The 18,016-nt window shown below is 68.3% G+C and carries 16 protein-coding genes; 3 read left to right on the top strand and 13 right to left on the bottom strand.

Annotation, left to right across the window (positions count from 1 at the left end; genetic code table 11):
• Positions 1–2: 2 nt before the first annotated feature.
• The 10 genes from O3I_RS06185 to O3I_RS06140 form a co-directional block, all read right to left on the bottom strand.
• Positions 3–779 carry an enoyl-CoA hydratase gene (locus tag O3I_RS06185; RefSeq protein WP_014982041.1) on the bottom strand — a complete coding sequence of 259 codons (777 nt, stop codon included), beginning with the start codon at positions 777–779 and terminating at the stop codon, positions 3–5.
• Positions 779–1,672, bottom strand: coding sequence for a 3-hydroxyisobutyrate dehydrogenase (gene mmsB, locus O3I_RS06180; protein WP_014982040.1), 894 nt, complete (start codon positions 1,670–1,672; stop codon positions 779–781). The genes O3I_RS06185 and mmsB overlap by 1 nt, the downstream gene beginning before the upstream one ends.
• Positions 1,665–2,732, bottom strand: coding sequence for an enoyl-CoA hydratase/isomerase family protein (locus O3I_RS06175; RefSeq protein ID WP_014982039.1), 1,068 nt, complete (start codon positions 2,730–2,732; stop codon positions 1,665–1,667). Before O3I_RS06175 ends, mmsB begins: the two co-directional genes overlap by 8 nt.
• A complete protein-coding gene (locus O3I_RS06170) occupies positions 2,729–3,868 on the bottom strand; it encodes an acyl-CoA dehydrogenase family protein (protein WP_014982038.1) in 1,140 nt (379 codons plus the stop codon). Before O3I_RS06170 ends, O3I_RS06175 begins: the two co-directional genes overlap by 4 nt.
• Position 3,869: 1 nt before the next feature.
• Positions 3,870–5,369 carry a CoA-acylating methylmalonate-semialdehyde dehydrogenase gene (locus O3I_RS06165; protein ID WP_014982037.1) on the bottom strand — a complete coding sequence of 500 codons (1,500 nt, stop codon included), beginning with the start codon at positions 5,367–5,369 and terminating at the stop codon, positions 3,870–3,872.
• Between the two features lie 117 nt (positions 5,370–5,486).
• A complete protein-coding gene (locus tag O3I_RS06160; protein ID WP_014982036.1) occupies positions 5,487–6,440 on the bottom strand; it encodes a DUF2157 domain-containing protein in 954 nt (317 codons plus the stop codon).
• A 62-nt stretch (positions 6,441–6,502) separates the two neighbouring features.
• Positions 6,503–7,453 carry a hypothetical protein gene (locus O3I_RS45365; protein WP_014982035.1) on the bottom strand — a complete coding sequence of 317 codons (951 nt, stop codon included), beginning with the start codon at positions 7,451–7,453 and terminating at the stop codon, positions 6,503–6,505.
• Between the two features lie 21 nt (positions 7,454–7,474).
• Positions 7,475–8,293 carry a hypothetical protein gene (locus O3I_RS06150; protein ID WP_014982034.1) on the bottom strand — a complete coding sequence of 273 codons (819 nt, stop codon included), beginning with the start codon at positions 8,291–8,293 and terminating at the stop codon, positions 7,475–7,477.
• A gap of 58 nt (positions 8,294–8,351) precedes the next feature.
• Entirely contained in the window at positions 8,352–9,305 is a 954-nt protein-coding gene (locus O3I_RS06145; protein ID WP_141692208.1) for a hypothetical protein, read from the bottom strand.
• 86 nt (positions 9,306–9,391) lie between these two features.
• Positions 9,392–10,381 (bottom strand): hypothetical protein, encoded by a 990-nt coding sequence (locus tag O3I_RS06140; protein ID WP_014982032.1) that lies wholly within the window; start codon positions 10,379–10,381, stop codon positions 9,392–9,394.
• A gap of 232 nt (positions 10,382–10,613) precedes the next feature.
• On the opposite strand from O3I_RS06140, the gene icmF reads away from it, so the two are divergent.
• On the top strand, positions 10,614–13,832 hold the full coding sequence (icmF, locus tag O3I_RS06135; protein WP_014982031.1) for a fused isobutyryl-CoA mutase/GTPase IcmF: 3,219 nt from the start codon (positions 10,614–10,616) through the stop codon (positions 13,830–13,832).
• A gap of 37 nt (positions 13,833–13,869) precedes the next feature.
• On the opposite strand, the gene O3I_RS06130 is transcribed toward icmF, so the two are convergent.
• Positions 13,870–14,526, bottom strand: coding sequence for a TetR/AcrR family transcriptional regulator (locus tag O3I_RS06130; protein ID WP_014982030.1), 657 nt, complete (start codon positions 14,524–14,526; stop codon positions 13,870–13,872).
• A 130-nt stretch (positions 14,527–14,656) separates the two neighbouring features.
• Between O3I_RS06130 and O3I_RS06125 the strand changes: the two genes are divergently transcribed.
• The gene (locus tag O3I_RS06125; RefSeq protein ID WP_014982029.1) at positions 14,657–16,150 is read left to right on the top strand and encodes a flavin-containing monooxygenase; all 1,494 of its coding nucleotides are present in this window, start codon (positions 14,657–14,659) and stop codon (positions 16,148–16,150) included.
• A gap of 15 nt (positions 16,151–16,165) precedes the next feature.
• Here O3I_RS06125 and O3I_RS06120 read toward each other — a convergent pair whose 3' ends face one another.
• Positions 16,166–16,933, bottom strand: a complete 768-nt coding sequence (locus O3I_RS06120) for a helical backbone metal receptor (RefSeq protein WP_014982028.1) — start codon at positions 16,931–16,933, stop codon at positions 16,166–16,168.
• On the bottom strand, positions 16,930–17,457 hold the full coding sequence (locus tag O3I_RS06115; protein ID WP_041562438.1) for a TetR/AcrR family transcriptional regulator: 528 nt from the start codon (positions 17,455–17,457) through the stop codon (positions 16,930–16,932). The genes O3I_RS06120 and O3I_RS06115 overlap by 4 nt, the downstream gene beginning before the upstream one ends.
• 72 nt (positions 17,458–17,529) lie before the next feature.
• On the opposite strand from O3I_RS06115, the gene O3I_RS06110 reads away from it, so the two are divergent.
• Positions 17,530–18,000, top strand: coding sequence for an LIC_13387 family protein (locus O3I_RS06110; RefSeq protein ID WP_014982026.1), 471 nt, complete (start codon positions 17,530–17,532; stop codon positions 17,998–18,000).
• Positions 18,001–18,016: the final 16 nt, after the last annotated feature.

Below are 18,016 nucleotides of genomic sequence, written 5' to 3'. Positions count from 1 at the left end.
GATCAGCGGTTGGTGAACTTCGCGGGGCGCTTCTCGACGAAGGCGGTCATGCCTTCCTTCTGATCCTCGATGGCGAACAGCGAATGGAAGACGCGGCGCTCGAAGCGCAGGCCTTCCGCGAGGGTGGTTTCGAAGGAGCGGTTGACCGCCTCCTTCGCAATCATGGTGACCGGCAACGACATCGAAGCGATCGTCTCGGCGACCTCGAGCGCGGTGTCCAGCAGATCGGCGGCCGGCACGATGCGCGACACCAGGCCGGCGCGCTCGGCCTCCTCGGCGTCCATATTCCGCCCGGTGAGCACCAGATCCATCGCCTTGGCCTTGCCGACCGCGCGGGTCAGCCGCTGCGAGCCGCCGATACCGGGGATGACACCGAGCTTGATCTCCGGCTGCCCGAATTTGGCGGTATCGGCCGCGATCAGGATGTCGCAGATCATCGCCAGCTCACAGCCGCCGCCCAGCGCGTAACCGGCGACCGCGGCGATGGTCGGCTTACGGAACTCCGCGAGCCGGTCCCAGCGGGCGAAGTAGTCGTTGAGGAACATGTCCATGTACGACTTGGGCTGCATCTCCTTGATGTCGGCGCCCGCCGCGAAGGCACGCTCCGATCCGGTGATGACGACGGCCCCGATCCGCTCGTCGCGCTCGAGTTCGTCCAGCGCGGCGATCACATCGTCGAGGACTTGCGCGTTCAACGCATTGAGCGCCTTCGGCCGGTTCAACGTGATCCAGCCGACCCGCCCCTTGCGCTCCAGCAGAATCGTCTCGAAATCGCTCACTAGGCACCTTCTCGCTCAGAACGGCTACGAATATCGGTGACGATAGCGGAGAAGTCCAGGTCGCCCGACGACTGGTTGAACCGGTCGTAGATCTCGGCGGCGAGCAGGCCGAGCCGGCCCTCGATGCCGTTCTCGCGCAGCGCGTTCGCGGCGAGGCCGAGGTCCTTGTTCATCAGCGCGGTGGCGAAACCGGGTCGGTAGTCGTTGTTGGCCGGGCTGGTCGGCACCGGGCCGGGGACCGGGCAGTAGGAGGTCAGGGCCCAGCTCTGGCCGGAGGCGGTGGAGACGACGTCGAAGAAGGACTGGTGGGTCAGGCCCAGTTGCTCACCGAGCACCAGGGCCTCGGACAGGCCGATCATCGAGATGCCGAGCAGCATGTTGTTGCAGATCTTCGCGGCCTGCCCGACCCCGGAGCCGCCGCAGTGCACGACCTTGCCGCCCATCACCTCGAGCACCGGCAGCGCGGTGGCGAAATCGTCCGCCGCGCCGCCGACCATGAAGGTGAGGGTGCCCGCGGCCGCACCGGCGACGCCGCCGGAGACCGGGGCGTCCAGCGCCCGGTGCCCCGCGCCGATGGCGAGGACGGCCGCGGATTTCGCGTCGGCCACGTCGATCGTCGAGCAGTCGATGAACAGGGTGCCCGGCTTCGCGGCGGGCAGGATCTCCGCGTACACGTCGAGCACCAGCCGCCCGTTCGGCAGCATGGTGATCACCACACCCGCCTCCGCCGCCTCCGCGGCGGTGGCGACGACGGTCGCGCCGTCCTTCGCGGCCTGCTCCTGCGCGGCGGGCACCGGGTCGTAGGCCAGTACCTCGTAGCCGGCTTGCACCAGGTTCGCCGCCATCGGCGCACCCATGTGGCCGAGCCCGAGGAATCCGATCTTTTCAGTCATTGCTCACCAAACCCAGTTCCTGATCGCCCAATTCGGCGAAGTATGCGTCGACCTGCGCGGCGCTGACGTCGGCGAGGGTCGCCGGCGACCACTGCGGGGCACGGTCCTTGTCGATCACTTGCGCGCGGATGCCCTCCACCAGGTCGTGCGAGGCCAGGGCCGCGATGGAGACCCGATACTCCTCGTTCAGCACCACCTCCAGGCTCGGCGCGGCACCCGCCGACCGCAACGACCGTAACGCGACCTTCAGCGCGACAGGCGATTTCGTGAGAATGTCGGCCGCTGCCTTACCCGCTTCCGGCGCCTCGTGCGCCTGTAGCCGCGCGACGATCTCCTCGACGGTATCCGCGCCGTAGCAGGCGTCGATCCACCCGCGCTGTGCGAGCAGGCCGGATTCCGGTGCGCCCGTGGCGAATTTGGCGATCGCGACCTCGACCGCCTCGGTGCGCAACGTCTCCAGCAGTGCGGGCAGGTGTTCGGTGGTGACGAAGTAGTCGGCGAAGCCCGCCGCGATCGCGTCGCCCGCGTCCATCCGCGCGGTGGTCAGCGCGACGTGCGTGCCGATCTCGCCGGGGCTGCGCGCGAGCAGGTAGGTGCCGCCGACATCGGGCACGAAACCGATGCCCACCTCGGGCATGCCGATCTTGGACCGCTCGGTGACGATGCGGTGGCTGCCGTGGCCGGACAGCCCGACCCCGCCGCCCATCACGATGCCGTCCATCACCACCACGTAGGGCTTCGGGTACCGGCCGATCAGCGCGTTGAGCAGGTATTCGTCCCGCCAGAAACGCCCGGTCGGCGAATCGGCGCCGACCGCACCACCGGTGGCGTCGGTGTGGATCGCGACGATATCGCCGCCCGCGCACAGACCGCGCTCCCCCGCCCCGGTGAGCACGACGGTCCGGACGGCGTCGTCGTCCGCCCAGGCGCGCAACGCCTCGGTGATCGCCAGTGTCATCGAATGATTCAGCGCGTTGATGGCTTTGGGCCGGTTCAGGGTGATCAGTCCCAGGCCGTCCTGCTGCTCGATGCGGACCTCGGGCTCAGCCGCGTCGGTCATGCCGCTCCTTCCACCGCACGGGCGACGACCACCCGCATGATCTCGTTGGTGCCTTCCAGGATCTGGTGTACCCGCAGATCCCGGACGATCTTCTCCACACCGTATTCGGCCAGGTAGCCGTAGCCGCCGTGCAGTTGCAGCGCCTTGTTGGCCACCTCGAAACCGGTGTCGGTGGCGAACCGCTTCGCCATGGCGCACAGCTCGACCTTGTCCGGCGCGTCCGCGTCGAGCGCGGCCGCCGCCCGCCACAGCAGGGTGCGGGCCGCCTCCAATTCGGTACGCATGTCGGCGAGTTGGAACCGCAGCGCGTCGTTCTTCAACAGCGGCTTGCCGAACGCGTGCCGCTCGGCCAGGTACGGCACGGTCTTGTCCAGTGCCGCTTGGGCGCCGCCGACCGAGCAAGCCGCGATGTTCAACCGCCCGCCGTTGAGGCCGTTCATGGCGATCCGGAAGCCGTCGCCCTCGGCGCCGAGCAGGTTCGCCGCGGGCACCCTGGCATCCTCGAAGATCACCTGACGGGTGGGCTGAGCGTTCCAGCCCATCTTCTTCTCGTTGGCGCCGAAGGAGAGTCCGGGCGTATCGGCGGGCACGATGAACGCCGAGATACCGCGAGCCCCGTCGGCGCCGGTCCGCGCCATCACCACGTAGACGTCCGTGGCGCCCGCGCCGGAGATGAATTGCTTTGCGCCGTTGAAGATGTAGTCGTCACCGTCGCGAACGGCCTTGGTGCTCAAGGCCGCCGCGTCCGAGCCGACGCCCGGTTCGGTCAGCGCGTAGCTGGCCAGCAATTCCATCGACGTCAACCGCGGCAGCCACCGATCACGCTGTGCGGCATCGCCGTAGCGATCGATCATCCAGGTCGCCATGTTGTGGATGGAGATATAGGCGGCGATGGCCGGGCACCCCGTCGCGAGCTGCTCGAAGATCCGTACGGCATCGAGCCTGCGCAGGCCCGAACCGCCGACGTCCTCCTGCACGTAGATACCGCCCAGGCCGAGCGGGCCCGCCTTGCGCAGCACGTCGATCGGAAAGTGCTTCTGCTCATCCCAATCCAGCGCGTTCGGCGCGAGGAACTCGTCGGCGAAGCCGCGCGCGGTGTCGCGGATCGCCTTCTCGTCGTCGTCCAGGATGAACATGTCAGTCCATCGTGGGGATCACGAAGGCGTTGCTCTCCTTCAAACCCGAAGGCCAGCGCTGCGTGACGGTCTTGGTCTTGGTGTAGAAGCGGATCGAGTCCGGGCCGTGCTGGTTCAGATCGCCGAATCCGGACCGCTTCCAACCGCCGAAGGTGTAGTACGCGATCGGCACCGGGATCGGCACGTTGATGCCGACCATGCCGACCTGCACGCGGGCGGCGAAATCGCGGGCGGTATCGCCGTCGCGGGTGAAAATCGCGACTCCGTTGCCGTATTCGTGCTCGTTGGCCAGCCGCAGGCCCTCTTCGTAGTCCTTGGCCCGCACCACGCTCAGCACCGGACCGAAGATCTCTTCTTTGTAGATCCGCATCTCCGGGGTCACGTTGTCGAACAGCGTGGCGCCGACGAAGTAACCGTCCTCGGCGCCCGGCACGGTCACGCCGCGCCCGTCGACCACCAGCTCGGCCCCCTCATCGATGCCGATCTGGACGTAGTTGTTCACCCGGTCCACGCCGTCCTTGCCGACCAGCGGGCCGTAGTCGGCGCCCGGATCGTCGGAACGCCCGATGTTGAGCTTGTGCACCCGCTCGGTCAGCTTGGCGAGCAAGCGATCCGCGGTCTCCTGCCCGACCGGCACCGCGACCGAGATGGCCATGCAGCGCTCGCCCGCGGAACCGTAACCGGCACCGATCAATTGGTCCGCGACATCGTCGAGGTCGGCGTCCGGCATGACGATCGCGTGGTTCTTCGCGCCGCCGAAACACTGGGCGCGCTTGCCGTTCGCGGTCGCGGTCTCGTAGATGTACTGGGCGATGGGCGTGGAGCCGACGAAGCCGACGGCCTTGATCCGCGGATCGTGCAGCAGCGCGTCGACCGCCTCCTTGTCGCCGTTGACGACGTTGAACACACCCGCGGGCAGCCCCGCCTCGAGGAACAGCTCGGCCAGCCGCAGCGGCACCGAGGGGTCGCGCTCGGAGGGCTTGAGCACGAACGCATTGCCGGTGGCCAGCGCCGGGCCCGCCTTCCACAGCGGGATCATCGCCGGGAAGTTGAACGGGGTGATGCCCGCGACGACGCCGAGCGGCTGGCGCATCGAGTAGACGTCGATGCCGGTGCCCGCGCTCTCGGTGTACTCGCCCTTGAGCAGGTGCGGGATGCCGGTCGCGAACTCGATGACCTCGAGACCGCGCTGGATGTCGCCCTTCGCGTCGGCGATGGTCTTGCCGTGCTCGGAGGAGAGCAGCGCGGCCAGGTTGTCCATGTCGTCCTGCACCAGGGTCAGGAACTTCATCAGCACCCTGGCCCGCTTCTGCGGATTGAACGCGGCCCACACCCGTTGCGCCGCTTCGGCGTTCGCGACGACCGCGGCGACCTCGTCCTTGCTCGCCAGCGGCACCCTGGCCTGCACCTGGCCGAGGTTCGGATCGTAGACATCGCCGAACTTGCCGGAGGTGCCCGCTACGTGTTGCCCGCCGATGAAGTGAGTGAGTTCGCGAACCATGCCAGTCCTGTCCTGGTAGCCGACCATGACACCGCGCGTGCGGTATGCGGTCATCCTATAGTTGGACGTCCATGCTTTTTCGGAGTGTGACGAATCCCACCCTCGCTGAGCGATCGGTCAGGGCGCGGGCGGCTCGGAGTTCGGGCCGCGGGTGAGCAGGAACGCGCCGCCACCGAGGACCAGGGCGCCGATCGCCAGCACGATCACCGCGACGGCCAGCGGGTTGTCGGTCAGTTCGGTGACCGCCTGACCCGCCGCGAGCGCGACCGCGAGCGCGCCGCCGACCACGAGCACCGTCGAGCGCCGCCGCGCGAACAGTCCGAAACAGACGCCGGCCACCAGCCCACTCAGCAGGAACGCCCACGGCCTGCCGTCCGCCTCGACGACCAACGCACCGACCAACGCGATCGCCACCGCGATCGCGTAGCCGAGCCAGGTTTCGACGAAGACGTCGAACCCGGTGAGCGCGAACCAGATTCCCGCCACGACGAGCAGGCCGAACCCGACCCAGATATCGGTGGCGCCCGCCAGATCACCGAGCAGGCCGGGCACCACCGCGGCACTGCACACCCCGCAGGCGAGCATGCCCAGCACCGCCGGGACGGCGATATAGCCGAGCACCGCGATCACCAGACCGGCGAGCGCGGCCCAAGCTCCGGCGTCGGTCGAGCTGCGATCCAAGGCGGTCCCGACCATCCCGGCCACCGACCCGGCGGCGAGCGCGAGCAAGGCCGACGCGAGTCGCACCCGCGAGCCGGCTTCGGCCCGGCCGAACATCCGCGCGGGACCGCCGACCACGGCCACGGCGCCGAGCACCAGTCCGAGCGATACCGCGAAGAGCACCGCGACCTGCCCGGCCCGCGCGAGATCGTCCCAGGACGACCCGATCACCAACGCGATCCCACCGAACACCAGCCCGGCGCCGATATACGCGGCGATCTCGGCCGCCACCTTGCCCGGCGGCCGCTGTTCCCGCGCCGCCAGCGCGTCCACGACCGCGGCGTGCTGGGCTTCGGTCAGCACGCCGTCTGTGACCAGCCTTCGCAAGGCCGCCTGCCGGGCTTTCGCCATCCGCACATTATGTCCGGATTCCGCGGGGCCGAGGCCGGATCACGGCATAGCGCGGTGGTGCCTCAGGATTCGGGACCGAGTTCCACGACGGTGCCGGGATGCGCCAGCGACGCGACGGTGATCCGGCCGCCCTTGGCCTGGTCGATGATCTGGCCCTGCCACGCGACGAAGCAGGAGGCGATCTCGCTGTTGTAGACCCGGCTGAGAATCGGGGTCAGCACCTTGGCCAGCTCGCCCTCCGCGGCGATCAGCTGGCCGCGATACGGTCCGTAATAGGGCAGGATCGCTTGCAGGACAACGGCTTCTACGCCTTGCACCTGAGTGATGATCGGGTCGATCACCGGTTGGTACTGCGCGATCACCGGCGCGATCTCGGCCAGCACCGGACCGGCCAGCTGCAGGATGGGTTGATAGACCGAGCCGAGCGCGAACGCCTCCGAGGAGAACGGACCGGCCAGCGGCGCGAGCCCGATCAGCGAGGCGAGTCCGCCCTGCTGTTTCGGGGCGGGCCAGCCGAGCGGGCACGGCGGCTGGGTCGAGACCGGCGCGGACGCGAACGGATCGGCGGCACCGAGCGGCACCGAGCTGTTCGGAGCGTTGCCGGTACCGAGGGGCACCGAACTGTTCGGGGCATTGCCCGTCCCGAGGGGCACCGAACTGTTCGGGGCCACACCGACATTGGGGGCTCCGGCACCCGGGTTGATCGTGACCGCGGCAGGCCCACCACCCGAACCCAGCGGGACCGCGGCAGCGGGTGCCGCCGCGGGCGGTGCCACCGGACCCGGAGCTGCCGGTGCCGGAGCTGCCGCCGCTGGTGCCGGTGCCGGTGTGACCGGTGCGGCATGCCGAGCGGCCGCGGCCGCCTGCTCCTGGGTGACCACCACCGTGGTGACGTCGTCGTCGGTGCGAACGGTCAACGCGGTGACCGCGACGGCGCTGCCGATCACGGTCAGCGCGGCCACCGCGCGGATGGCCACGGTGAGCGCGGGCCGGGTCGTCGTGCGAGAACTCATCGGGCGGAACTCCTTCGATGTCTATTTGGCCGAGGGCGTCGGCGAGGTCGGCGCGGCGGCGTCGGGTTCGAACACGCCCTCCAGATGCCAGACGCCGGTGAAGCCGTTGAACGGCCCGCCGACGATCAAGCTGGTCCATTGCAGGGTGAACTCACGAGACTTGCGGTCATAGCTGCCGGTCGCCGACGGCCCTTGCGCAGCATCGGATTTCGGCTTGTCGAACCATTGCTTGGCGACCCAGTCCCACACCTTCTGCACCTGCTCGGCGCCGGCGACCTGGGCGTCCTGTTTCTCCGGTGGCTTCGGCGCGCCCTGGTTGAACTCCTGGTCGTTCCACGAGGCCGCCCAGGACGACAGGTCGGCGGTCAGGGTGCCGCCGTCGGCGGTCACCGTCGGCGGCGGCACCCGGCGCTGGGTCTGCGGGTCCACCGGGTTGGTCGAGATGCCGAACTCGACCGCGAAGAACTTGGTCGGCTTGGTGATCGAGGCCGACAGTGAATTCCCCTGCGCGAAACCAGGGTTCGGCTCACTCTGATATCCGCCGATGCGCAGGCCCCCGGCCGTGCCGGGTTCGAGCAGCGTGGTCGAACCGCCCTGGGCCGGTGAATCACCGTTCGGCATATAGGGGCCCTTCTCCGGCGTACCGCCCGGCTGGACCATCCGGAACCAGGTGCCCGCCACCTCGTCGCCCGACACCGAACCCGGTGTGAAACGCAACAAGCCGACCAACTGCTCGGGCCCGCTCGGCGCGGGGTCGTCGTCGCCACCACCGGAACAGCCCGGTACCACCAGCACCAGCGCGGCAAAAGCGGCCAGCGCGAACGTCTTTCGTAGGCTCATACCGGCTTGCCTCCTGAGCTCTCGACCACGGTGGGCCGACCGACTGTGTGACGAGTACTCATTTCGCCTGGCCGCCAGTCGCCTTCGACGACTTGGGTCCTGTCTCGCCGTGCCGTCCGCGCGGCAGCCGCACACCCGCGCCCGCCAGCGCGAGCGCGAGCGCCCCGGGTACGAGATAGAAATAGCCGAGACCGCGGAACGCGCCGAAACCCAGCGGGCGCGTCGATTCGTTCAGCGCGACAACGGCGTCGAAGTTGCGGACGTTGTCGTTCATCGCCCCGATCAGGGCCGCGAAGCGCGAGGTCATCGGCTGCCACCGGGCCTCCAGCGTGGTGATGCCGGTGAGATCCGCGTCGGGGTGTGCGTTGCGGACCGCGCCGGTGTATCGGCTGTTCAGCTCGCCGTCCGCGGCCACCAGCGTGACGAAGTAGCCCTGTAGCTGCCGAACCTCGTCATGGGTGAGGATCGGGCGCAGATCATCGATCAGGGGCTGTCCCGCCGGAGCGGCCGGGAACAACCCGCCGAACGCCGATACCGCGATCAGTCCGAGCGCCGCGAATCCCGCGAGCGAACGCCAGACGAGCGCTCTCTCCCCTTCCTTCGCCCGCCGATAGCCGAACACGCCTGCCGCGACGAGCACCGCGCCCGGCAACGCCAGCAACCAGGGCAGCGTGCCGAAAGGTACTACCGAGGAGAGCTTTTCGTAGTTCTGCCGGTTGTCGTCGATCGCGCCGATCATCCCGGACATGTGCGCGCGAATCTCCGGATAGTCCCGGACGAACTGCTCGACCCGGTCGTAGGTACCCGGCTGCTGCCCACGCTGCTGCAAGGTCACGACGTTCGCGCGCGCGTCCGCCAGCACCTGCAGATCGTGCTGGTAGCCGTCGAGGCTCGAACGGGTCATATAGGGCTCGAACGCGTCGATCATGGCCTCGCCCTTGACCGCCCGCGGAAACATGCCGGTGACGATCGGGGCCAGCACCAGCACCGCGCCGAGGACCGCGAGACCCACGAACGGCCATCGCTTCCGGGGTCGCGGGGGTGCGGGTTCCGTATTCGAGACGAACTCGGAATAGGCGGGCAGCCCCGACACGGCGGTCACTGTCGTTGCCGACGGACGATCCGGTCCGCGTTGGTGAACACCGCGGTCGCCACGATCGCGGCGACGAACAGCGTCGGCACCACCCACGCCGGGGTGTCCCGCTCGCGCGGTACCGCGACCGTCTTGCTCGCCAGCACCGGGTCGGTGCGCGCGGCCTGGGTGTCACTGTGCACCACCGGAACGGCGTCGGTGGGCGGCGCGGGGGCTTCGGCGGCGGGCGGCGCGGCCGGTGCGGGCGCCGCCGGAGCTGCCGCCGCCGGCGGAACCGCCGGCGCCAATGGCGCGGCGGCGGGCGCGGCCTGCGGCACACTGCCGCCGCGATATTGACCGGCCAGGTGCCACAGCCCGGTGAAGTTGTTGAACGGGCCGCCGACGATCTGGCTGGTCCACTCGAGCACGAAGTTGCCCGAGCCGTCGATAGTGCCGTGCACCGGGCTGGTCTTGCCGGGCAGTCCACCGCCCGGTTTCGGCGAGCCCTGGTTGAACACCTGGTTGTTCCAGGTGACCCCGAGGCTGCTCAGATCGCCGGAGAGCTGACCACCGTCGGCGAACAGCTGCGGGGTGCCCGTGCCGCCGCCGGTTTGCGGGTCGGTGGGGTTGGTCGCGGTGGCGAAATCTACGCCGTAGAAGCGGACCGGCGTGGTGACCCGGCCTGACTGCGCGTTACCCGCCCCGTCGAACGCGGCGGCGGGTTGCGGCTGATAGCTCCCGCTGATCAGACCGCCGTCGCTGCCCGCGGACAGCGGGGTCACCGTCTGGTCGCTGCACCCGGAATCACTGTTGGCGAGGTAGGGCCCGCCCGCGTCGCCGGTCGGCAGGATCATCCGAAAGAAGCTGCCGGTCACCGCGCCGCCGGAGCAGACACCGGGCGCGAGCGAGAACAGGCCGTTCAGCGGCGCGGGCTCGGCGTGCGCGAACGGTGCGGCGAGCGTCGACAGGCCGAGGGCGGCTACCGCGGCGGCGAGCCGATAAGAATTCCGTCCCATGGATCGTCCTTCGGTGAAATTCGTGCGTGGGTTCCTGATTCAGGGCATCGCGTCCCATCGGAACTCGAGCCCGAACGGGTTGTCGCCATTTGTGGTCACGGTGAGCGGAATCCCCGGAACGAACTTTCCGGAATCGACCGGGCGTTTCCCGGTGGCACTGTGATGGGCATCACCGTAGGATTAGTTTGACGTCCTAGTATCGGACGCCTCGTGGCAGCACCGGAGGAAACTCGTGGCCGAGAGCAGCGCACTGCATACGCCGATCCACCCCGTCCGCTTCGTGACCTCGGCAGCCCTGTTCGACGGGCACGACGCGGCGATCAACATCATGCGCCGGATCCTGCAGTCGCAAGGCGCGGAGGTGATCCACCTCGGGCACAATCGCTCGGTCCGTGAAGTCGTCGACGCGGTGCTCACCGAGGACGTGCAAGGCGTCGCGGTGAGTTCCTATCAGGGCGGGCACGTCGAATATTTCGAATACCTCGCCGACGCGCTGAAAAAGGCAGGGGCGGAACACGTTCGCATATTCGGCGGGGGCGGCGGCGTGATCGTCGCGCAGGAAATCGCGCGGCTCGCCGAATCCGGCGTGACCATCTTTTCCCCCGAGGACGGCCAGCGACTCGGGCTGCCCGGCATGATCAATCGGCTGATCCACGCCTGCGATATCGATCTCGCCGGCACGCCGCCGATGCTGGACGCGGTGCTCACCGGCGAACGCGCGGCACTGGCCCGCGCCATCACCTGTATCCAGCAGGGTGTTCTGCCGGAGCACGATCAGCTCGCGTTGCGGCAGGCAGCCACCGCGCGCACCGTGCCGGTACTCGGTATCACCGGCACCGGCGGCTCCGGAAAGTCCTCGCTCACCGACGAATTGGTGCGCCGGCTGCGCACCGACCAACAGGACAAATTGCGCGTCGCGATTCTCGCGGTGGATCCGACCCGGCGCCGCGGCGGCGGCGCGCTGCTCGGCGACCGCATCCGGATGAACGCCTTGGACGGCGATCACATCTTCTTCCGCTCGCTGGCCACCAGGGGCGGTCGCGAGCTGCCGGATCACATCGAACTCATCGTGACCGCCTGCAAGGCAGCAGGTTACGACCTGGTCGTCCTGGAGACCCCCGGTATCGGACAGGGCGACGCCGCGGTCACCGAGCAGGTCGATGTGTCCATGTACGTCATGACACCGGAATTCGGCGCCGCCTCCCAGCTGGAGAAGATCGACATGCTGGACTACGCGGACGTGGTGGCGATCAACAAGTTCGAGCGGCGCGGAGCCGCCGACGCGCTCCGGGACGTGTCGCGTCAGCTCATCCGCAACCGGGCGGACTTCAGCGCCTCGCCCGAGGACATGCCCGTCTTCGGCACCAGCGCGGCCACTTTCAACGATGACGGAGTCACCGCGCTGTACCAGCACCTGACCGGCCTGCTCACCGAGCACGGTCTGCAGCTCGATCCCGGGGTGCTACCCAAGGTCGACACCCGCACCTCGACCCGGTTCGCCCAGATCATTCCGCCCGCCAGGGTGCGCTACCTGGCCGAGATCGCCGAAACGGTGCGCGGCTATCACGCCCGGACCGCCACGCAGATCGTCGCGGCCCAGCGGGTGCAGCGCCTGGACCAGGTCGCCGCGGAACTGCCGGACGATCTCGCCGTCGCCGACCTCGCCGCCACCGCCCGCTCCGAGCTGACCCCGGACAACGCCGCCCTGCTGACCGAGTGGCCCGCCCTGGCCGAATCCTATCGGGGTGCGGAGCAGGTGGTGCGCATCCGCGACCGCGAGATCCACACGCCGTTGCGCCGGGAAACACTGTCCGGCAACTCGATTCCGCGCGTCGCGCTGCCGCGCTACACCGACCACGGTGAGCTGCTGCGCTTCCTGCGCGCCGAGCACCTGCCCGGGCACTTCCCGTTCACCGCGGGTGTCTTCCCGTTCAAGCGGGACAACGAGGACCCGGCCCGGATGTTCGCCGGGGAAGGCGATCCGTTCCGCACCAACCGCCGTTTCAAGGTGCTGAGCGAATACGCCGACGCGAAAAGGCTGTCCACCGCGTTCGATTCGGTGACACTGTACGGTCACGATCCTGCCGAGCGTCCCGATATCTACGGCAAGGTCGGCACCTCGGGCGTCTCCATCGCCTCGCTCGACGATATGCAAGCCCTCTACGACGGCTTCGACCTGACCGCGCCGACCACCTCGGTGTCGATGACCATCAACGGACCCGCACCGACCATTCTGGCGTACTTCCTGAATACCGCGATCGACCAAGCGCTGGAACGCTTCTCGGCGGACAACGGGCGTCCGCCGTCCGAACAGGAAGCCGCCGGCATCCGGGCCGAGACCTTGGCGACGGTCCGCGGGACCGTGCAGGCCGACATCCTGAAAGAGGACCAGGGCCAGAACACCTGCATCTTCTCCACCGAATTCAGTCTGCGCATGATGGCCGATATCCAGGAATGGTTCGTGCGCAACAATGTCCGCAACTTCTACTCGGTGTCGATCTCCGGATATCACATCGCGGAGGCCGGTGCGAACCCGATCAGCCAGCTCGCGTTCACCCTCGCCAACGGATTCACCTACGTGGAGGCGTATCTCGCGCGGGGCATGGCGATCGACGACTTCGCGCCGAACCTGTCGTTCTTCTTCTCCAACGGCATGGATCCCGAGTATTCGGTGATCGGCCGGGTCGCCCGGCGCATCTGGGCGATCACCATGCGCGATCGCTACGGCGCCAACGACCGTGCCCAGAAGCTCAAGTACCACGTACAGACCTCGGGCCGCTCACTGCACGCGCAGGAGATGAGCTTCAACGACATTCGCACCACCCTGCAGGCGCTGATCGCCATCTACGACAACTGCAACAGCCTGCACACCAACGCCTACGACGAGGCGGTGACCACGCCCACCGAGGAATCGGTGCGCCGCGCGCTGGCCATCCAGCTGATCATCAACCGCGAGTGGGGCGTGGCGATGAACGAGAATCCGCTGCAGGGCAGCTTTCTCATCGACGAACTCACCGACCTGGTCGAGGAGGCCGTGCTGGCCGAGTTCGACCGGATCAGCGAGCGCGGCGGGGTGCTCGGCGCAATGGAGACCGGCTACCAGCGCGGCAAGATCCAGGACGAGTCGATTCGCTACGAGCATCGCAAGCACGACGGCTCGTTGCCGATCGTCGGCGTGAACACCTTCCGCAACCCGCACGGCGAACCGCACCACGAGATCGAATTGGCGCGCGGCACCGAGCAGGAGAAGCAGTCCCAGCTACAGCGGGTCCGCGACTTCCAGCACCGGCACCGCGACGCCGCCCATGCCGCCCTCGCCCGCCTCGACGCGGTCGCCCGCACCGACGACAACATCTTCGAGGTGCTGATGGACGCCGCCCGTGTCTGCACCCTGCAACAGATCACCGACGCGTTCTTCACCGTCGGCGGCCAGTACCGCCGCAACGTGTGATGTTGCCGAGCCCGCCGAACTGAGTGCGCGACAGGCGTTATTCCCCTGCGGAAATGATCTCCGGTGGCAGATACCGGCTCGCGAACAGGGCACCGAGGCCGCAGGTGTGCTCGATGATGCGGGGGCCGTCGATCTCCATCGCTCCGGTCCGCCAGGCGGTGAGCAGCTCGATGAAACCGCCGATGCAGACCAGCGTGCTCATCCGGACGTCGACCTCGTCGGTGTCCGGTGCCAGATACGGCCGCGCGGTGGCGATGAGCAGCTCGGTCGCGTCGCCGAGCATGGTCTTGCGGCGCTGCTCGAGCACGGCGCTGCCCGCGTGGTCGGCCAGCAGGATGCGCGCGCGCCCGTCGTGGTCGGACTGCAGGGCCACCGCCCGCGTCACCGCCGCGCGCAGGATCGTCAGCGGCGGCTGCGCCACCTGCTCCGCGACGACCGCGGCGAGGTCGGCGAACACCTCGGCGCACACGGCATCCCATGCGGCGCCGAGCAATTCGTCGCGATCGGCGAAGTGCTCGTAGAAATAGCGGTCGTTCAGCGCGGTGCGCTGACACACGCCGCGCATGGTCACGGCGGCCCAGCCGCTCTCGAGCCAGATCTCCAGGGCCGCGTCGAGCAGCCGCGCGCGGCGTTCGGCGCGCCGCTCCTCTGCGGTGCGCCCGCCCCAGGTCCGGGCCGGTACACGCAAGCTCATGGTTGACAAAGTACCCCATCGCGCGCCTAATTGGTGGCACGTGCGGCCAATTATGCGGTGATCGTCAGCCCCCAGTGGCCGCCGGAACACACGAGGCGGTGTGTGCGCCGCCGGTACGTGGGAGGTGGCCATGCCCGACAACGGGATCGAGCACGAGGTGATCATCGTCGGCGCCGGATTCTCCGGCATCGGCGCGGCGATCAAGCTACGCGAGGCCGGCTTCGACGATTTCCTGATCGTCGACGATGCGGACGGTGTCGGTGGCACCTGGCACTGGAACACCTATCCCGGTATCGCCGTGGACATTCCGTCGTTCAGCTACCAGTTCTCGTTCGAGCAGCGCGCCAGCTGGTCCCGAACCTACGCGCCGGGCCGGGAATTGAAGGCCTACGCCGAATCGTGCGTGGACAAATACGGGCTGCGGTCCCGAATCCGGTTCGGCACCACCATCACCGAGGCCGAGTTCGATGCGGACGGGTGCCGGTGGCGACTGCGCACCGAAACCGGTGACGAGCTGACCGCACGATTCGTCATCAGCGCCACGGGCGTGCTCACCCGCCCGAAACTGCCCGAGATCCCCGGCGTCGACGCGTTCGCCGGCGTCACCATGCACACCTCACGCTGGGATCACGGGCAGGATCTGCGTGGTAAGCGGGTCGCGATCATCGGCACGGGAGCCTCTGCGGTGCAGGTGATTCCGGAAACCGCACCGCAGGTCGAGCAGCTCGTCGTGTTCCAGCGCACGCCGATCTGGTGCCTGCCCCGGCTCGATCTCCCGCTGCCCAAGCCGGTGCAGTGGGCCCTGCGGGTGCCGGGCGCCCGCTCGCTGACCCGGCTGATCAGCCAGACCTACGTCGAGGTCACCTTCCCCATCGCCGCGCATTATCACAAGAATCTGCCCACGGCCGCGATCGGCGAGCGGGCCGGTCTCGCGCACCTGCGCAGCCAGGTGAAAGATCCCGTGACCAGGGAAAAACTCACGCCCCGTTACGCTTTGGGCTGCAAGCGGCCGAGTTTCTCGAACGACTATCTGGCCACGTTCAACCGCGCCAACGTGGTGCTGGAGACCGACCCGATCGAGGCGATCACCGGCACCGGTGTGCGCACGGCGTCGGGTACGGAGTACCCGGTCGACATCCTGGTCCTGGCAACCGGTTTCAAGGTGATGGAATCCGGCAACATGCCGACCTATCGACTGCGCGGTATCGACGGCCTCGACCTGGAGAAGTGGTGGGACGAGAATCGGCTGCAAGCCTACGAGGGCGTGAGCGTGCCCGGGTTCCCGAACTTCTTCTCGATCATCGGCCCGTACGGTTACAACGGTTCGTCCTATTTCGCGCTGATCGAGAACCAGACCAGGCATATTCTGCGCTGCCTGCGCCACGCCCGAGCGGGCAACGCGACGGTGGTCGAGGTGACCCGCGAGGCCAACGACCGCTTCTTCCAGGAGATGCTGGACCGCCGCGGCGGCCAGGTGTTCTGGCAGGACAGCTGCGCGGTCGCGAACAGCTACTACTTCGACAAACACGGCGACGTGCCACTACGCCCGTCGACCACCGTCGAGGCCGCCTGGCGCAGTGGTCATTTCGACCTGTCCGACTACCGCTTCGCCAACTCGGCGTAACGCACCGACCGAGGCTCAGCCAGGAAAGGCCTGAGCCAGCTGAGTGGTCAAGGTGTTTCGCGCGGTGGCGAGCGAGGGGCCGTACCAGGTGAGACTGCGTCCTTCGACCAGGGCCACGTCGCACCCCGGAAAGGCTTCGGGGCCATCGGTTTCGGTGAAGACATACGGCTCGTCGGGCAGCACCGCGAGCTCGACACCGGCGGTCAGCTCGTCCTCGGCAAGCCGGGGGTAGCGCTCGGAGCGGTCGGCGTGGACGAGGTGCAGGCCGAGCCTGCGGGCGAGGTCACCGGTGAACGTGTCGCGCCCCACCACCATCCACGGGTTGCGCCAGATCGGAATCACCGCAGGCCGCACCGGCACGGGAGGCGGTGCCGCCCAGACGGATTCGGCTTCCACCAACCAGCCGGGGACACCCGCGTCGAGGGCGACGGTGCAGAGCCGGCGCAACGAGGCCAACGCCTCGTCCACCGTCTCGATCCGCGTGACCCACACCGGGATACCGGCCGCGCGCAGGCGATCGACGTCGATGCGCCGGTTCTCCTCCATGTTGCACAGCACCAGGTCCGGGGCCAGCTCGACGATGCGACGCACGTGCGGGTTCTTGGTGCCGCGCACTCGCTCCACGTCCAGGTCGGCCGGATGCGTGCACCAATCCGTCGCGGCGACAATAACTTCGGGGCAGGTGCGGGCCACCGCCTCGGTCAGCGAAGGCACCAGCGACACCACCCGCCGCGGCTCCGCCAACGGCACCACCGTGCCCAGATCGTCGCGCACCGGGCTCATGACAGGACCCGTCTGGCCAGCGTCCGCAGTTCCGCCGGCGGTACCGCGGGCAGCATATTGCTCGCGCCGAGCACGAGCAGATAGAGGATCCGCGCGGTCTCCCAGGCATCGGTCTCCGCATAGCCGCTCTCCCGCAAAAGTTTTCGCAGAATATCCAGCCGGGCGGTGTCGATCCGCGCCTTCACCTCGGCCGCGGCCTGGTCGTCGATCGCCCAGGACCGGACCGCGGTCTCCAATCTGGCCGGTCCGTCGTCCTCCAGCACGAGATCGAGCAGCAGGTCCAGCCGTGCCCGCGCGTCGAGCGACTCGGCGGCGATGACCTCGCGCACGTAACGGGTGGTGTGCACCTCCTCGAAGTGCGCGAGCAACGCCGCCTTGTAGCCGGTGATGCCGGAGAAGTGGTGGTAGAACGAGCCGGTGCTCAGCCCGGTCGTCGCGACCAGCCGCTCCAGCGTGAGCCCGGCGGGTCCCGCCGTGCCGAGGATCACCAAGCCCGATTCCAGCCATGAACTCTTGCCTGCCACATTTCCCAGCCTATAACATAAGTTTTGTTCTGTTCTGGGAACACCGGCTCTGCCCGAGACACGGAGGTCGCGATGACCGCGATAACACCCTCGTCCACCCTGTCCGCCCGCTGGGCCACGCCGGTCCACCTCGCGGGTTCCGCACTACTCGGCGTGGTCGGCCTGGCGCATCTGCTGGTCGTGCACGCCTTCGGCGGTCCCGACTCGCCCGCCGAGGAGACGGTCAACGAACTGTCCGCACACGTCAGCACCGCACTGTTCGAGGGCGGCAGGCAACTCAGCGTGTTCGATCTGAACACCGGTTACAGCGTCGGAATGGGCTTGTTCGGCCTGCTTTTCGGACTGCTCGCGATCGCCGCGGTGCGCTCGGCCCCACAGCTGATCGCACGCTGGTCGCTGTTCAACGGCATCTGCGTGGCGGCTGCCGGCGGACTGTGCTGGATCGCCCTGCTGTACTTTCCCGAGCCGGTGATCGTCGTGTCGATCATCGCGACACTGTGCTTCACGACCGTGCTGGTGGCCGGCCCCCGCGAAAGCGCCTGAGCGCTGCCGAAGTTCG

The organism is Nocardia brasiliensis ATCC 700358, assembly GCF_000250675.2.
Classification (GTDB): Bacteria; Actinomycetota; Actinomycetes; order Mycobacteriales; family Mycobacteriaceae; genus Nocardia; species Nocardia brasiliensis_B.
The sequence above is the reverse complement of the archived record's forward strand: the minus strand, read 5'-3'. Positions and strand labels throughout refer to the sequence as shown.

What these genes read in the sequence shown, in the direction of transcription:
- mmsB (WP_014982040.1), bottom strand. Translation starts at nt 1,672, where the DNA reads ATGACTGAAAAGATCGGATTCCTCGGGCTCGGCCACATGGGTGCGCCG.
- O3I_RS06175 (WP_014982039.1), bottom strand. Translation starts at nt 2,732, where the DNA reads ATGACCGACGCGGCTGAGCCCGAGGTCCGCATCGAGCAGCAGGACGGC.
- O3I_RS06170 (WP_014982038.1), bottom strand. Translation starts at nt 3,868, where the DNA reads ATGTTCATCCTGGACGACGACGAGAAGGCGATCCGCGACACCGCGCGC.
- O3I_RS06165 (WP_014982037.1), bottom strand. Translation starts at nt 5,369, where the DNA reads ATGGTTCGCGAACTCACTCACTTCATCGGCGGGCAACACGTAGCGGGC.
- O3I_RS06160 (WP_014982036.1), bottom strand. Translation starts at nt 6,440, where the DNA reads ATGGCGAAAGCCCGGCAGGCGGCCTTGCGAAGGCTGGTCACAGACGGC.
- O3I_RS45365 (WP_014982035.1), bottom strand. Translation starts at nt 7,453, where the DNA reads ATGAGTTCTCGCACGACGACCCGGCCCGCGCTCACCGTGGCCATCCGC.
- O3I_RS06150 (WP_014982034.1), bottom strand. Translation starts at nt 8,293, where the DNA reads ATGAGCCTACGAAAGACGTTCGCGCTGGCCGCTTTTGCCGCGCTGGTG.
- O3I_RS06140 (WP_014982032.1), bottom strand. Translation starts at nt 10,381, where the DNA reads ATGGGACGGAATTCTTATCGGCTCGCCGCCGCGGTAGCCGCCCTCGGC.
- O3I_RS06130 (WP_014982030.1), bottom strand. Translation starts at nt 14,526, where the DNA reads ATGAGCTTGCGTGTACCGGCCCGGACCTGGGGCGGGCGCACCGCAGAG.
- O3I_RS06125 (WP_014982029.1), top strand. Translation starts at nt 14,657, where the DNA reads ATGCCCGACAACGGGATCGAGCACGAGGTGATCATCGTCGGCGCCGGA.
- O3I_RS06120 (WP_014982028.1), bottom strand. Translation starts at nt 16,933, where the DNA reads ATGAGCCCGGTGCGCGACGATCTGGGCACGGTGGTGCCGTTGGCGGAG.
- O3I_RS06110 (WP_014982026.1), top strand. Translation starts at nt 17,530, where the DNA reads ATGACCGCGATAACACCCTCGTCCACCCTGTCCGCCCGCTGGGCCACG.